This is a genomic window from Pseudomonas sp. D5(2026), assembly GCF_057766845.1.
Genome location: NZ_CM173421.1, coordinates 4,912,576 through 4,924,760, shown reverse-complemented (window position 1 = coordinate 4,924,760; position 12,185 = coordinate 4,912,576). Strand labels below are relative to the sequence as shown.

Below are 12,185 nucleotides of genomic sequence, written 5' to 3'. Positions count from 1 at the left end.
TTCATCAGTTGGCGACGATGTTGACCAGCTTGCCCGGTACCACGATGACCTTGCGGATGGTCAGGCCATCGATGAAGCGCAGGACATTCTCGTTGCTGCGGGCAGCGGCTTCGACTTCTTCGCGGCTGGCAGCGGCAGGCATCTCGACCTGGCCGCGCAGTTTGCCGTTGACCTGAACCACCAAAGTAATGGTGTCCTGGACCAGCGCCTGTTCGTCGACGCTTGGCCAGGCGGCATCGATCACCGAGCCTGCATGGCCCAGTTGCTGCCACAGCTCATGAGAGATGTGCGGAGTGATCGGTGCCAGCAGCAGGGTAACGGCTTCCAGGCCTTCCTGAAGCAGGGCGCGGTCCTGTTCGGTGGCTTGCGGGGCCTTTTCCAGTACGTTCATCACGGTCATCACCTGGGCGATGGCGGTATTGAACTTGTGGAACTGGCCCACGTCGATGCTGGCCTGTTTGATGGCAGCGTGAATGGCGCGGCGGATGACTTTTTGTGCGTCGTCCAGGGCGGCAACATCCAGCTTGCCTGGCAGGCCTTGGCTGACGTGAGCCTGAGCCAGGCGCCAGACACGACGCAGGAAGCGGCTGGCACCTTCGACGCCGGAGTCGGACCATTCCAGGCTCATGTCGGGCGGCGAGGCGAACATCATGAACAGGCGGCAGGTGTCGGCGCCGTAGGCTTCGATCATGGACTGCGGGTCGACGCCGTTGTTCTTCGATTTCGACATTTTCTCGGTGCCGCCGATTTCCACCGGCAGGCCGTCGGTCTTCAGGCGAGCGCCAATGATCTTGGCTTTGGCATCACGCTCGATCTCGACATCGGCCGGGTTGAACCAGTCCTTGCCGCCGTTGCTGGCAACGCGGTAGTAGGTCTCTGCGACCACCATGCCCTGGGTCAGCAGGTTCTTGAATGGCTCGTTCGAGGTGACCAGGCCTTCGTCACGCATCAGCTTGTGGAAGAAACGCGCGTACAGCAGGTGCAGGATCGCGTGTTCGATACCACCGATGTACTGATCTACCGGCAGCCAGTGGTTGGCGGCTTTGGGGTCGACCAGGCCTTTGTCGTAGTTTGGCGAGGCATAGCGGGCGAAGTACCAGGACGACTCGACGAAGGTGTCCATGGTGTCGGTTTCGCGCTTGGCCGCAGCACCGCATTTCGGGCAGCTGCATTCGTAGAATTCAGGCATGCGCGCCAGTGGCGAACCGGCGCCGTCCGGCACCACGTTCTCCGGCAGGGTGACCGGCAGCTGGTCTTCCGGCACCGGTACGTCGCCGCAGGACGGGCAGTGGATGATCGGGATCGGGCAGCCCCAGTAGCGCTGGCGGCTGATACCCCAGTCGCGCAGGCGGAACTGGGTACGCGATTTGCCCAGTTCCTTGCGGATCAGGGCCGCTTCGATGGCATCGAAGGCGCCAGCAAAGTCCAGGCCGTCGAACTCTGCGGAGTTGATCAGCTGGCCGTGCTCGCCATAGGCGGCCTGCCACTCGCTGCCGACTTCGTCGCCAGCGCTGGTGCGCACCACGGCTTTGACCGGCAGGTTGTACTTGTGGGCGAATTCGAAGTCGCGCTCGTCGTGGGCCGGCACGGCCATTACCGCGCCATCACCGTAGTGCATCAGCACATAGTTGGCGACCCATACTGGCAGCTTCTCGCCAGTGAGCGGGTGCTCGACCAGCAGGGAAGTGGCCATGCCCTTCTTCTCCTGGGTGGCCATGTCGGCTTCGGCAACGCTGCCGCTCTTGCACTCATCGATGAACGCCTGCAGCGCCGGGTTGCCCTGCGCGGCCTGGGTGGCCAGCGGGTGCTCGGCGGCGACGGCGACGTAGGTGGCGCCCATCAGCGTGTCCGGACGGGTGGTGAAGACCTTGAGGGTGCCTTCGTGGCCGATGCTGGCCTGGTCGTACGGGAACTGTACTTCCATGCCGCGCGATTTGCCGATCCAGTTGCGCTGCATGGTCTTGACCTGCTCAGGCCAGCCCGGCAGCTCGTCGAGGCTCTCCAGCAGCTCGTCGGCGTAATCGGTGATGCGGAAGTAGTACATCGGGATTTCGCGCTTCTCGATCAGCGCGCCCGAACGCCAGCCACGGCCGTCGATGACTTGTTCGTTGGCCAGAACGGTCTGGTCCGCCGGGTCCCAGTTCACGGTACCGTTCTTGCGGTAGATGATGCCTTTCTCGAACAGGCGGGTGAACAGCCACTGCTCCCAACGGTAGTAATCGGGTTTGCAGGTGGTGACTTCACGTGCCCAGTCGATGGCCAGGCCCAGGCTCTTGAGCTGGGTCTTCATGTAGTCGATGTTTTCGTACGTCCACTTGGCCGGGGCGACGTTGTTTTTCATCGCCGCGTTTTCCGCGGGCATGCCGAAAGCGTCCCAGCCCATCGGTTGCAGGACGTTCTTGCCCAGCATGCGCTGGTAACGGGCAATCACGTCACCGATGGTGTAGTTGCGCACGTGGCCCATGTGTAGCTTGCCGCTCGGGTACGGGAACATCGATAGGCAATAGTAGGTGTCTTTGCCTGGCTGTTCGGTCACAGCGAACGATTGTTGCTCGTCCCAGAACTTCTGGGCGGCGGCTTCGATATCACGGGGCGTGTATTGTTCGTGCATGGCTACTTTTGGCTGAGAGAGAAGAGACCTTGTTCCAGGCAGCGGAACCTCGCTGCGTCCGGCACTCCGGTGTCGTTTAGAGTGAACGCCGTAGCATACAGCAGCGCCGAGCATCGTGGGAAACCTTCGTTGCGAATGCCCGCTGGTCGCGGCACACGGCTGCTTTTTGCAGCGACGCTAAGCTCAGGTGTGGGGGGGATATTCTTACCTTCAATGAGGTGAACGGATGGGAGAGACGCAGCTACCCGCAATCAGACCGGAGCTTTACGAGCGCCTTATCGACCGGCTTGGCCTGGCACTGGAAACGGCCAGGACCTCGGTTCGATTGCGCGACGAGATGCCAGCTGAGCTTGAGTTGCGTGGCCTGAGCCACGCGGAGTTTGAAGTGATCAAGGCGTACCTGGACTCCCTCCCGGAGCGCCACAATGCCGCTGTCGGCAGTTACCCACAAGCGGAGCCGACGTCGGCCAAGATCATCTGGCTCAAGGACAAGAAACGCCCCGCCAGCAAGGCGAGACCCAGGACGCTGCCGCATCGCTAGCCGTTCAGGACGCCAGGTGCAGGCCATCGCGCGCCGGTTCTTCACTATCACACAACTCACGATCGACGCCGGTACGCACTTGTTGCCCGGCGTCGATCCTTCTAGGCTGCACACCTGCCAAGGAGGTGTGGCCGATGCCGATCCGATTCTTCATCAAACAATGGCTGATGCCGCCGGGCCTGCTGTTCTTGCTGCTGCTTGCGGCCTGGTGGCTGCGCACGCGGCGGCCACGGTTGGCGGCGCTTTGCTTTGCCGTAGGATTGGGTGGCCTGTGGCTGATGAGCCTGCCGCTGGTGGTGCAGGAAACCGCCCGTGTACTGGAAAGTGAGCCGCCGCTGGCCGTGAGCGACTGGGCCCGCCTGGCGAGCCAGGCGGATGCCATTGTGGTGCTGGGCGCCGGGCGCGAGCGCGGGGATCCGGCCTGGGGCGGCGCAGACCAGCCCACGGCCACGGCGCTGGAGCGTATGCGCTTTGCGGCGCGTCTGGCCAAGGCCTCGGGCCTGCCAGTGCTGACCAGTGGCGGGTTGCATTTCGGGACGCCGCCCAGCGAGGCGAGGCTAATGGCTGATCGCCTGCGTGAGGATTTCGCTGTCGAGGTGAAATGGCGCGAAGAGGCCAGCCGCACGACCTGGGAAAATGCCCAGCTGACGGCCAAGGTGCTGCAGCCTTTGGGAATTCGTCGGGTGGTGCTGGTGACCCAGGCCTGGCACATGCAGCGTTCACGCTGGAGTTTTGAAAAGGCGGGGTTCGAGGTGGTGCCGGCGCCGGTGGGGTTCCTGGGGCGCGATCATGCGCGGCCGTTTGGCGGGCTGCTGCCAGAGAGCCGGGCGATGTGGCAGAGCGGGCAACTGCTTAATGAAGTGGTGGGGTTGGTGGGGTACCGGGTGTTTTACTGATTCACCGGCTTACATAATCCCCTGTAGGAGCGGGCTTGCCCGCGAAAGGGCCTGCCCTGCCGGCCAATCTCCACCCGCCGTTCACCGTTGCCGCCACTACCGTATTCGCGGGTAAACCCGCTCCTACAGTGGCCGCGTATCGCCAATCAGACGGTTTTTGCAATACGCCCTGCCAGCAACGCCCAGCCCAGCAACAGCGTGCAGACAATCGCCAATGGCCATGAGCGCCATTGCAGGTAAGGTGTCAGCTGCTGCATCGGCACCACTTCGCCATACAGCACCGCCTGCTGGAACTGTGGAACCTGCGTGGTAATGCGGCCAAAGGGGTCGATCAGCGCGGTCACGCCGTTGTTGGTGGCGCGGATCATCCAGCGGCCGGCTTCCAGCGCGCGCATCTGCGCCATCTGCAGGTGCTGCAAGGGGCCGATGGATTTGCCGAACCAGGTGTCGTTGCTGATGGTCAGCAGCAGGTCGCTACGCGCAGCCAGGCCGGCGGCGAACTCGGGGTAGACCACCTCGTAGCAGATGTAAGGTGCAATCTGATAGCCCTTGGCCTGCAGCAGCGGCTGGTCTTCCGGGCCGCGGGCGAAGTCCGACATGGGCAGGTTGAAGAACTCGATGGCCCCACGCAGCACGTCTTGCAGCGGTACATACTCGCCAAACGGCACCAGCTTCTGCTTGAGGTAAGTACCATCGCCTTCGCCCGTGACGGTGATGCCGTTGTAGTAGCGGCGCTGGTGGTGCACTTCTTCACGCACCGGCACCCCCGTGATCAGCGCCGAATGCCGCTCGGCGGCGAAGCGGCCCATCACGTCGATGTAGCCCTGGGCCTGGTCCTTGAGCACCGGAACAGCAGTTTCCGGCCACACCAGCAGGTCCACCGGCCTGGAGCTGAAGCTCAGGTCGCGGTATAGCGCCAGTTGCGCATCGATGTGCGCGGGGTCCCATTTAAGGTCCTGCTCGACGTTGCCCTGGATCGCCGCCACTTTCAGCGGCTCGCCTGCCGGAATGGTCCAGGCATGGCCCTTGAGCGCCAGGCCCAGCACCCAGGGGGCCAGCAACAGCACACTGGCCACGGCCAGGAACGAGGGGCGGGTGCGCAGGCGGTGCAGGTTGCACAGCAGGGCGGCGGTGAGGGCGAGAGTGAAGGAAATCAGCCATACGCCGCCCAGCGGTGCAAGGCCGGCCAATGGGCCATCCAGTTGGCTATAACCAGCGTAGAGCCAGGGGAAACCGGTCAGGAACCAGCCGCGGAAGGCCTCTTGCAGGAGCCAGAGGGCGGCGAAACACAGGGCGTCGGCCAGTGGTGCTTCGTTGCGTCGTAGCCAGCGCGCCCACAGCCAGGTGGGCAGGGCGAAGAACCAGGCCAGTGCGGCGAAGAACACCAACAACAACACGATTGCCAGCAGCGGCGAGGCGCCGCCGTAGGTGTTCATGCTGACGTAGATCCACCAGGTGCCGGCGCCATACAGGCCAAACCCGAACCACCAGCCACGCCACATGGCCTGGCGCGGGCTGAGCTCGCGCAGGCCAAGGTAGAGCACCGCGATGGACAACACCGCCAACGGCCAGAAGTCGAACGGCGCCAGGGCCAGGAGGGTGGAAGCACCGGCCGACAGGGCCAGCAGGTTACCGGGCCAGCCGGGGCGGGTGAACCAACGCATGTTTGTCCTTAACGGGTGATCGGAGTCAGGCGCAGCAAGTGTATCCGCCGGCTGTCGGCATTGAGAATACGGAACTTGTAAGACCCGATCTCGGTGGTTTCGTTGCGCTTGGGCAGGTGGCCAAAGGCGCTCATCACCAGGCCGCCGACCGTGTCGAACTCGTCATCGGAGAACTCGCTGTCGAAGAACTCGTTGAAGTTCTCGATCGGAGTAAGCGCTTTGACCAGAAAATCACCGCTGGGCAGTGGCTTGATGTAGCTGTCTTCCTCGACGTCGTGCTCGTCTTCGATATCGCCGACGATTTGCTCCAGCACGTCCTCAATGGTGACCAGGCCCGCCACGCCGCCATATTCGTCGATGACGATGGCCATGTGGTTGTGGTTGGCGCGGAACTCACGCAGCAACACGTTCAGGCGCTTGGACTCGGGTACGAAGGTGGCCGGGCGCAGCAAGTCCTTGATGTTGAAGCTGTCACCGTTCTCCTTGAGGATCAACGGCAGCAAGTCTTTGGCGAGCAGGATCCCGAGCACATCGTCGTGGCTTTCGCCGATTACCGGGTAACGCGAGTGCGCGGCGTCGATCACCGCCGGCAGGAACTCGCGGGGCGATTGGCCGGCCTTGATGCTGTTCATCTGCGAGCGCGGCACCATGATGTCGCGAACCTGCAGGTCGGCGACCTGAATGGCGCCTTCGACGATGGTCAGCGCTTCGCTGTCCAGCAGTTTGTTCTGATGGGCTTCGCGCAGCAGCTCAAGCAGCTCCTGGCGGTTTTTCGGCTCATGGGCAAAAGCCTGGGTCAGTTTACCCAGCCAGGACTTCTGCCCGTTGCTCGATCGATCTTCGCTCATGGCGGTTCTCGTGATCCTTCGTGTATCAGTGTGTGATTGGGTCGGTTTCATCATCGGCATAAGGGTCGGGGTGACCCAGTTCTGCCAGCAATTCTCGTTCCAGGCTTTCCATTTCCTCGGCCTCCTCATCCTCGATGTGGTCATAGCCGAGCAAGTGCAGGCAACCGTGGATGACCAGGTGCGCCCAGTGAGCTTCCAGCGATTTGCCTTGTTCGGCCGCTTCGCGCTCGACCACCGCTACACAGATCACCAGGTCGCCCAGCAGCGGGATATCGAGCAGGTCATCGGGCACATCGGCCGGGAACGACAACACATTGGTTGCGTAGTCCTTGTGCCGGTAGGTGTGGTTCAGCTCTCGGCCTTCGGTTTCGTCGACCAGGCGAATGGTCATTTCCGAGTCGGCGCTGCGCTGGCGCAGCGCCAATTCGCACCAGCGGCGAAAGGCGGCATCATCTGGAGTGGCAGCATCCGTGGCCCGTTGGATATCAAGTTCAAGCATCTTTGCCGGGCGCCTCGGGCTTGGGCTGGCGGGCTTCGAAGCGGTCGTAGGCTTCGACAATACGCTGTACCAGTGGGTGACGAACCACATCCTTGGGTTGGAAATGGGTAAAGCTGATCCCGGGAACGTCCTTCAGCACCTCGATGACGTGCGCCAGGCCCGACTTGGTGCCACGGGGCAGGTCGACCTGGGTGATGTCACCGGTAATCACCGCGGTAGAGCCGAAACCGATGCGGGTCAGGAACATCTTCATCTGCTCAAGCGTGGTGTTCTGGCTTTCGTCGAGGATGATGAAGCTGTTGTTCAGGGTGCGGCCACGCATGTAGGCCAGAGGGGCGATTTCGATCACCTGGCGTTCGATCAGCTTGGCCACGTGTTCGAAGCCGAGCATTTCGTACAGGGCGTCGTACAGCGGGCGCAGGTACGGGTCGATTTTCTGTGCCAGGTCGCCGGGCAGGAAGCCGAGCTTTTCACCCGCCTCGACCGCGGGGCGCACCAGCAGGATGCGGCGCACCTGTTCGCGTTCCAGCGCGTCCACGGCGCAGGCTACGGCCAGGTAGGTCTTGCCGGTACCGGCCGGGCCGATGCCGAAATTGATGTCGTTGGCCAGGATTTCCTTGACGTAGCGCTGCTGGTTGAGCCCGCGCGGGCGGATGTTGCCCTTGCGCGTGCGCAGCGACACGCTGACCTCGTTGACGGCCGGGTTGTCGATGTTTTCGACAGCCGACTCCTGCAGGTACAGGTGCACGGTTTCCGGTGACAGGTCGGTGGCCTTGGTCTCGCGATAGAGACGGCGCAGCAGCTGTTCGGCAGCAGAGGTGGTCCTGGGTTCGCCGATCAGTTCGAACTGATTGCCGCGGTTGCGGATCTCGATGGCCAGGCGTTGTTCGATCAGGCGCAGGTGCTCGTCGAACTGGCCGCACAAGTTGGCGAAACGGTGGGCCTCGAAGGGTTCGAGGATGAAACGATGGGGTTCTATGGGTGCGTTCAAGGTCGTTTTTAGCCGCTCGACGGCGATGGAGTTGAACTCAAGAATAACCCTTGAATGGCAGTGGCGAAAGCACTGAAACGTTCAACGGTATGTACGGGCTGTTCTGGCCACTTCGCGGGTGAGCCCGCTCCTGCAAGGCCGGTGGAGATCCTTTGGGTGCGGGCTCACCCGCGAAGACGGCAGAACAGGTATCATGCCCACCTTTTCTTACGCATGTGTTATCTGGCCGAACATGAGCAAACGCGAACCCGCCATCTATAAAGTGATCTTCCTGAACCAGGGCCAGGTCTTCGAGATGTACGCCAAGCAGATCTACCAGAGTGACCTTTGGGGTTTTCTGGAGATCGAGGAGTTCGTGTTCGGAGAGCGCTCGCAACTGGTAGTGGACCCGAGTGAAGAGAAGCTCAAGAGCCAGTTCGACGGAGTGGTCCGCAGTTTCGTGCCAATGCACTCGATTGTGCGTATCGATGAGGTGGAGCGCCTGGGCACGGCGAAGATCAGCGAGGCCAAGGGTGGCGGCAATGTGATGCCGTTCCCGATGCCAATGCCGGAAAAGTGACCTTCAGGGAAGTGGCGAGAACGGCGTGCGCCCTTCGGCGTTCTGCAGTTCCAGCAGGTACTTGCGGAAAATCTGGCCGAGCACCTGGGTGGCATGCTCCAGTTCGTCACGGGGCATTTGCTCGGTCACTTCGTCGGCCATGTCCAGCGCATCTTCGGCGCCATTGACCGCAGCCATCTTCAGCAGGATGTAGGCCTGCACGTTGTTGGCCTTGACCCCTTCGCCATGGAAGAACATGGCACCCAGGCGGTATTGGGCGTCGGCATGGCCTTGCAGCGAGGCCTTCTGGAACCAGTCCAGGGCTTTGTCCAGGTTTTTTGGCGTTTGCGTGTAGTAATACTCGCCCAGTTCGAATTGCGCCTGGGCATCCCCCGCAGTCGCCGTCTGCTCGCAGGCCTTGAGGGCGTTTGCCAGGTCTTCAGGCTGAACATTCAAGGTGCAGCGGCCCGCCGCCGGAATCAGCAACGAGTTACCGCCCTCCGCCAGGGCCAGCAGGGGCTGAAGAAGCAACAGGCAGCCCAGGGTCAGGGCGCGGCCGGTGCGGTTCATGGGGATCGACTTACCTCTGCAAAGCTGCGGCCAATGTCTCTGGTGGCACATTATGGGATAAGCAGCGCCAACCTTACAAAGTTTTACTCGAATTTCTGCTTGGTTGGGGAAGTCAGCTGATTGTGCGTGCGTAATTATTGCCTGTACCGGCCTCTTCGCGGGGCAAGCCCGCTCCCACAGAGGCCGGCGCAGGCTGGCAATTACTTCAATGCAGCAAAGGCTTTTTCAGCAGCATCCAGGGTGATCTGCAGCTCCTTGTCGCCATGGGCGATGGAGGTGAAGCCCGCCTCGAACGCGCTCGGTGCCAGGTACACGCCACCGTCGAGCATCAGGTGGAAGAAGCGCTTGAAGCGCTCGGCATCGCTGGCCATCACGTCTTCGAAGGTGACGATGTCGTCGGCGCCGCTGAAGTAAAGGCCGAACATGGCACCGGCCTGGGTGGTGACGAATGGCACACCAGCGGCATCGGCGCGCTGCTGCAGGCCGTCGAGCATGCGGCTGGTGTAGTCGGTCAGCTCGGCGTGGAAGCCTGGGCGGCTGATCAGCTTGAGGGTAGTCAGGCCGGCGGCCATGGCCAGCGGATTGCCCGACAGGGTGCCGGCCTGGTAGACCGGGCCGAGCGGGGCGATGCAGCCCATGATTTCACGCTTGCCGCCGAAGCAGCCGACCGGCATGCCGCCACCGACGATCTTGCCAAAGGTCGACAGGTCCGGCGTGATGCCGTAATGGCCCTGGGCGCCGCCGAGCGAGACGCGGAAACCGGTCATCACTTCGTCGAAAATCAGCACCACGCCATGCTTGTCGCATTGCTCACGCAGGCCCTCGAGGAAGCCCGGTGCCGGTGGTACGCAGTTCATGTTGCCGGCCACGGGCTCCACGATGATGCAGGCCACGGTCTGGCCAACTTCGGCCAGGGTCTTCTCGACGGCGGCGATGTCGTTGAACGGCAGGGTCAGGGTGTGTTTGGCGAAATCCGCTGGTACGCCTGCCGAGCTTGGTACGCCTTGGGTCAGCAAGCCGGAGCCGGCTTTTACCAGCAGGCTGTCGGAGTGGCCGTGGTAGCAGCCTTCGAACTTGATGATGGCATCACGGCCAGTGTAGCCACGGGCCAGTCGGATGGCACTCATGGTGGCTTCAGTGCCCGAGCTGACCATGCGCACCATTTCCATCGACGGCACGATCGAGCAGACCAGGTCGGCCATCTCGGTTTCCATGGCGGTCGGCGCGCCGTAGGACAGGCCGTGCTCCAGCTGCTTGCGTACCGAGTCCAGCACGTCCGGGTGGCCGTGGCCGAGGATCATCGGGCCCCAGGAGCCGACGTAGTCGACGTAGCGTTTGTCGTCCTCGTCAACGACATAGGCGCCTTCGGCATGCTTGAAGAACAGCGGCGTGCCGCCAACGCTCTTGAAAGCGCGGACTGGCGAGTTGACGCCGCCGGGGATGTGCTTCTGGGCTTGGGCGAACAGGGCTTCGGAACGGGACATGGGAGTATCTCTCGAATCAGGATGCGAACAAGGCGTTGAAGGCGCGGGCGCGGCGGGTGACTTCCTGCGCGCTGTCGGCACCGAACAAGCCGTGGATCACCGCCAGCAGGTCGGCACCATGGGCGACCAGCGGGGCGGCGTTGTCGAGGGTGATGCCGCCGATTACCGCGATCGGCAGTTTCACCTGGGCGCGGGCCTGCTCAAGCAGGCCGACATTGGCAGCGGGCGCGCCCGGCTTGGTGACAGAATTGAAAAAGCGGCCAAAGGCCACGTAGCTGGCGCCTTCGCTGGCAGCCTGGGTGGCCAGTTCGAGGCTGGCGTGACAGGTGGAGCCGATGATTGCCTGACGGCCGAGCAGTGCGCGGGCCGGGGTCAGTGGGCCGTCGGTCTGGCCCAGGTGCACGCCGACACCCAGGCGTGCGGCCAGCTCGGCATCGTCGTTGATCAGCAACTGGGTGCCGTAACGCTCGCAGAGCTTCATCAGCCCTTCCGCTTCACGCAGGCGGCGCGCTGCATCGTCGCTCTTGTCGCGGTACTGCAGCAGACACACGCCGCCTTCCAGAGCCGCCTCGACATGGGACAGGAAACGGCCGGCGAGCAGCTGGCTGTCGGTGATGGCATACAGACCGCGTAGCTTCATTGAAGGCCTCGTATCAGGAGCAGAAGTCCAGGGGCAGGCGGCGCGGCACGTACTGGCCTTTGCCCAGTTGCTCGGCGTCACGCAGGGTGCGCCAGGTGTAGTCCAGGGCGGTGCGCACGGCGCTTTCCAGCTGCTCGCCGAGTGCCAGGCGCCCGGCCAGGGCGCTGGCCAGGGTGCAGCCCGAGCCGTGGTAGCTGCCTGGCAGGCGCTGGCAAGTCCAGGTGAAGTGCTGGCCGTCCTGGGTGTACAGGCGGTTGTGGATTTCGTCTTCGTCGCCGTGACCGCCGGTAATCAGCAGGTGTCTACAGAACGGCAACAGTTTCTCGGCACATTCGTCTGCGGTGCCTTCGGGCAGTTCGGCGAGGATGCGTGCTTCCGGCAGGTTCGGCGTGGCGATGGTTGCCAGCGGCAGCAGGCGTTCGCGCAGGGCGTAGCCCACTTCGTCCTTGCCCAGGCGGCCACCGCCACCGGCACGCAGCACCGGGTCGCAGACCAGCGGCAGGTGGGGGTGGGCGGCCAGCAGTTCGGCGACGGTGTCGACCATCTCGATCGAGCCGAGCATGCCCAACTTGACGGCGGCCACCGTGGAGTCGGCCAGCACGGCGTTGGCCTGGGCCAGCACCCACTCGCGGTCGAGCACGCGGAAGTCGGAAACGTTGACGGTATCCTGCACGGTCAAGGCGGTCACTGCAGGTGCAGCGTGGCAGCCTTGGGCGATCAGGGCTTCGATATCTGCCTGCAAGCCGGCGCCGCCACTGGGGTCGTGGCCGGAGAGACAGAGGACAACGGGGCGGGAGCTGTAGGTATTCATGGTCGGCGAGCTTACCACCAAACCTGTTTGGGCGGATCGTCCGACAAACGAGTTTTACTGATCGATCGGTCAGGTTGTCGTTTGTTTTTCTA

General features: G+C 63.0%; 12 protein-coding genes. 3 read left to right on the top strand and 9 right to left on the bottom strand.

Annotated elements, in window-relative coordinates; genetic code table 11:
• Positions 1 to 4: 4 nt before the first annotated feature.
• Positions 5 to 2,611, bottom strand: coding sequence for a leucine--tRNA ligase (gene leuS, locus AC3B5Q_RS22760; protein ID WP_084850681.1), 2,607 nt, complete (start codon positions 2,609 to 2,611; stop codon positions 5 to 7).
• A gap of 226 nt (positions 2,612 to 2,837) precedes the next feature.
• Here leuS and AC3B5Q_RS22755 point away from each other — a divergent pair, with 226 nt between their 5' ends.
• Entirely contained in the window at positions 2,838 to 3,152 is a 315-nt protein-coding gene (locus AC3B5Q_RS22755; protein ID WP_021784387.1) for a hypothetical protein, read from the top strand.
• A gap of 134 nt (positions 3,153 to 3,286) precedes the next feature.
• Positions 3,287 to 4,048, top strand: coding sequence for a YdcF family protein (locus AC3B5Q_RS22750; protein ID WP_028697851.1), 762 nt, complete (start codon positions 3,287 to 3,289; stop codon positions 4,046 to 4,048).
• Between the two features lie 146 nt (positions 4,049 to 4,194).
• Here the strand turns inward: AC3B5Q_RS22750 and lnt are convergent, their stop codons facing one another.
• From lnt to AC3B5Q_RS22730, 4 genes are read right to left on the bottom strand one after another with little or no spacing between them, the layout of a single operon-like run.
• Complete coding sequence (gene lnt, locus AC3B5Q_RS22745; protein WP_021784385.1) at positions 4,195 to 5,712, bottom strand: apolipoprotein N-acyltransferase; 1,518 nt, start codon at positions 5,710 to 5,712, stop codon at positions 4,195 to 4,197.
• 8 nt (positions 5,713 to 5,720) lie between these two features.
• Positions 5,721 to 6,560, bottom strand: a complete 840-nt coding sequence (locus tag AC3B5Q_RS22740) for a CorC family transporter (protein WP_003249762.1) — start codon at positions 6,558 to 6,560, stop codon at positions 5,721 to 5,723.
• A 25-nt stretch (positions 6,561 to 6,585) separates the two neighbouring features.
• Positions 6,586 to 7,059, bottom strand: a complete 474-nt coding sequence (ybeY, locus tag AC3B5Q_RS22735) for an rRNA maturation RNase YbeY (protein WP_021784384.1) — start codon at positions 7,057 to 7,059, stop codon at positions 6,586 to 6,588.
• Positions 7,052 to 8,050, bottom strand: a complete 999-nt coding sequence (locus AC3B5Q_RS22730; protein ID WP_014592526.1) for a PhoH family protein — start codon at positions 8,048 to 8,050, stop codon at positions 7,052 to 7,054. Before AC3B5Q_RS22730 ends, ybeY begins: the two co-directional genes overlap by 8 nt.
• A 232-nt stretch (positions 8,051 to 8,282) precedes the next feature.
• Here AC3B5Q_RS22730 and AC3B5Q_RS22725 point away from each other — a divergent pair, with 232 nt between their 5' ends.
• Positions 8,283 to 8,609: a DUF1820 family protein gene (locus AC3B5Q_RS22725; protein ID WP_003249769.1), complete on the top strand. Its 327-nt coding sequence runs from the start codon at positions 8,283 to 8,285 to the stop codon at positions 8,607 to 8,609.
• 3 nt (positions 8,610 to 8,612) lie between these two features.
• Here the strand turns inward: AC3B5Q_RS22725 and AC3B5Q_RS22720 are convergent, their stop codons facing one another.
• The 4 genes from AC3B5Q_RS22720 to AC3B5Q_RS22705 form a co-directional block, all read right to left on the bottom strand.
• Complete coding sequence (locus AC3B5Q_RS22720) at positions 8,613 to 9,158, bottom strand: tetratricopeptide repeat protein (protein ID WP_028697849.1); 546 nt, start codon at positions 9,156 to 9,158, stop codon at positions 8,613 to 8,615.
• A 200-nt stretch (positions 9,159 to 9,358) separates the two neighbouring features.
• Entirely contained in the window at positions 9,359 to 10,642 is a 1,284-nt protein-coding gene (gene hemL / locus AC3B5Q_RS22715; protein ID WP_012053798.1) for a glutamate-1-semialdehyde 2,1-aminomutase, read from the bottom strand.
• 16 nt (positions 10,643 to 10,658) lie between these two features.
• Positions 10,659 to 11,282 (bottom strand): thiamine phosphate synthase, encoded by a 624-nt coding sequence (thiE, locus tag AC3B5Q_RS22710; RefSeq protein ID WP_014592524.1) that lies wholly within the window; start codon positions 11,280 to 11,282, stop codon positions 10,659 to 10,661.
• Positions 11,283 to 11,295: 13 nt separating this feature from the next.
• Entirely contained in the window at positions 11,296 to 12,093 is a 798-nt protein-coding gene (locus tag AC3B5Q_RS22705; protein WP_010955404.1) for a hydroxymethylpyrimidine/phosphomethylpyrimidine kinase, read from the bottom strand.
• Between the last annotated feature and the right edge of the window lie 92 nt (positions 12,094 to 12,185).

Coding starts and splice junctions, on each gene's coding strand:
- leuS (WP_084850681.1), bottom strand. CDS start 2,611: ATGCACGAACAATACACGCCCCGTGATATCGAAGCCGCCGCCCAGAAG.
- AC3B5Q_RS22755 (WP_021784387.1), top strand. CDS start 2,838: ATGGGAGAGACGCAGCTACCCGCAATCAGACCGGAGCTTTACGAGCGC.
- AC3B5Q_RS22750 (WP_028697851.1), top strand. CDS start 3,287: ATGCCGATCCGATTCTTCATCAAACAATGGCTGATGCCGCCGGGCCTG.
- lnt (WP_021784385.1), bottom strand. CDS start 5,712: ATGCGTTGGTTCACCCGCCCCGGCTGGCCCGGTAACCTGCTGGCCCTG.
- AC3B5Q_RS22740 (WP_003249762.1), bottom strand. CDS start 6,560: ATGAGCGAAGATCGATCGAGCAACGGGCAGAAGTCCTGGCTGGGTAAA.
- ybeY (WP_021784384.1), bottom strand. CDS start 7,059: ATGCTTGAACTTGATATCCAACGGGCCACGGATGCTGCCACTCCAGAT.
- AC3B5Q_RS22725 (WP_003249769.1), top strand. CDS start 8,283: ATGAGCAAACGCGAACCCGCCATCTATAAAGTGATCTTCCTGAACCAG.
- AC3B5Q_RS22720 (WP_028697849.1), bottom strand. CDS start 9,158: ATGAACCGCACCGGCCGCGCCCTGACCCTGGGCTGCCTGTTGCTTCTT.
- hemL (WP_012053798.1), bottom strand. CDS start 10,642: ATGTCCCGTTCCGAAGCCCTGTTCGCCCAAGCCCAGAAGCACATCCCC.
- thiE (WP_014592524.1), bottom strand. CDS start 11,282: ATGAAGCTACGCGGTCTGTATGCCATCACCGACAGCCAGCTGCTCGCC.
- AC3B5Q_RS22705 (WP_010955404.1), bottom strand. CDS start 12,093: ATGAATACCTACAGCTCCCGCCCCGTTGTCCTCTGTCTCTCCGGCCAC.